Source organism: Acinetobacter sp. YH12137 (genome assembly GCF_013418535.1).
Classification (GTDB): Bacteria; Pseudomonadota; Gammaproteobacteria; order Pseudomonadales; family Moraxellaceae; genus Acinetobacter.
This window is the reverse complement of record NZ_VPBW01000082.1, coordinates 1-2,021: the sequence shown is the minus strand read 5'-3', so window position 1 is coordinate 2,021 and position 2,021 is coordinate 1. Positions and strand designations below refer to the sequence as shown.

Below are 2,021 nucleotides of genomic sequence, written 5' to 3'. Positions count from 1 at the left end.
AAAGTCGTTTGAATGATTTCTTCTTGGTCTACGTGCCATAAAATACTCCATATATTGATGTTTATAACATCATTTGAGGAGCAGAGTATCACTTATAGGAGTTGTTCAAATTTCCGGATCCATCTCTAAGTGAGGAGGAAATGACTCTTACTATTCAGATGTTGTTTCAAGCTTTTTTTGATTGATAGAGTTTTATGTATTAAACTCTATATTGAAAGTAAATATATTGTAAAAATAGTATGTTATTTACTAATTGATTAAATTATTTACACTTATTCTGTATAATGCTCTATGAATTCATTACTTATTTTTTTAAATTAAAAATCATATGCAAAGCTTAAATGATGAAGAGTGTCGCCAAGTTGAAAGTGTAAAACAGCTTTTACAAAAAAATTTTAAAGATAAGCTTTATGCTATTTATTTATATGGTTCGTATGTTGATGGTGGTTTAAAACATAAAAGTGATCTTGATATTTTAGTTATTATTGAACGTGAAATTACCGATCAGGAAAGAAAACAATTAGCGCAGAATTTTCTAAATATATCTGTTCCGATTGGTCATGCTACAGCGCGTGCCTTAGAAATTACGATATTAGAAAAAGGGAGTATTACCAATAAAAATCATCCATATACATATCAGCTACAATATGGCGAGTGGTTGAGAGAAGAATTACTCAAAGGTGAATTACTTTATAGTCAATCTGATCCAGATATTAGTATTTTACTTAAAACTGCCCAATTACATAACATTACTATCTTTGGACCTGATATTTGCGATTGGTTAAATCCAATTAGCTATGAACAATTAATATTTGCCATGCAAAAAACTTATCCACAAATTATTGCTCATTGGAAAGACGATCAGGATGAATGTAATCAAATTTTAGCGCTATGCCGTATAGCTTATACATTAGATCATAAAACAATAGTTGCCAAGGATGTTGCTGCGACATGGTTTTTAGAATTCTTAAGTCAGATAGATCAAGACATTTTGCAACTCATAATAGATGAATATATTGGGCAAGGTCATGAGCAATGTTGGTTAGTTTTACATGATCAGCTTGCTAAAATTGTTAAAGAATTACAGCATAAAATTGAACCACTACTTTTTAACTGATGTGGAAGTAATGGATATGCTTCTTAGATTATTACCTCACTATATCTCTAAATACCGAAGAGACTTGATATTGCAAAGGGGGGCGTGGTTGGAGTTGCATGAAGATTTTAAATAAAAGCGGAGGAACTAGGGTAAAAGTTGCCAAAAAGTTTCTTCTGAAATGACTTTTATATTATGACGTTTAAGCAAAGCGGAGGTAACTCCATTGCCATAGATCTTATTCCCATTAAATTGACCATCGTAAATCATTGAACTACCACATGAAGGGCTATTTTCTTTAAGCACTACCAGAGTAGCTTTTAATAATTGAACTTTTTTTAAAGTTCTATATGCCCCTTCAATATAGATTGAAGTCACATCCTTTCCTGATTTTTCAATTACACAGGCTTTTCCATCTAAGACATCATCGCCATTACCTCCCGAAATCTCGGCAGGTTCGCGTGGTGTTGATAAACCGCCAAGAATCTCTGGACATACCATAGTAGCTTTTCCATCTTTGACTAATTTTTCGATTTTTTCGTTTAAGCTATGCGTCCCGTTATAACGTACCTTTAAGCCAGCCAGACAAGAACTTACTAAAATCATATTTCCTCTATGAAAAAGATATGTATCGATTTGCTATTTAGCCAGTACCTATTATTTTTTAAAATTAATAGGTTAGTGCTATGGATAAAACAAGAATTTAAATATGATCAATGCAAAGTGAGTTATTTTTTTTCTAACCCACAAAGCTTATAGATTAGTTTGATCCTTTTTGTTTAGAAAATTTATCAACAGTGATGTGTGCTGAATTAGCAGGAGACTTTCACTTGGGAGATTCTAGGCAGCTAACCGATAAAAGTCTTCTGCCATTTGATTTGGTGTCTTAAAATCCAAGCCTTTTTGAATTCTTCGCTGATTATAA

2 protein-coding genes are annotated in these 2,021 nt (G+C 32.1%); one reads left to right on the top strand and one right to left on the bottom strand.

Going from position 1 to position 2,021, the window contains the following annotated elements:
• The first annotated feature begins 328 nt into the window (after positions 1 to 328).
• Positions 329 to 1,117, top strand: coding sequence for an aminoglycoside adenylyltransferase domain-containing protein (locus FTU72_RS16130; protein WP_038350081.1), 789 nt, complete (start codon positions 329 to 331; stop codon positions 1,115 to 1,117).
• Positions 1,118 to 1,243: 126 nt separating this feature from the next.
• Here the strand turns inward: FTU72_RS16130 and FTU72_RS16125 are convergent, their stop codons facing one another.
• Positions 1,244 to 1,702, bottom strand: a complete 459-nt coding sequence (locus FTU72_RS16125; protein ID WP_077170035.1) for a DUF523 domain-containing protein — start codon at positions 1,700 to 1,702, stop codon at positions 1,244 to 1,246.
• Positions 1,703 to 2,021 lie beyond the last annotated feature (319 nt).

Coding starts and splice junctions, on each gene's coding strand:
- FTU72_RS16130 (WP_038350081.1), top strand. CDS start 329: ATGCAAAGCTTAAATGATGAAGAGTGTCGCCAAGTTGAAAGTGTAAAA.
- FTU72_RS16125 (WP_077170035.1), bottom strand. CDS start 1,702: ATGATTTTAGTAAGTTCTTGTCTGGCTGGCTTAAAGGTACGTTATAAC.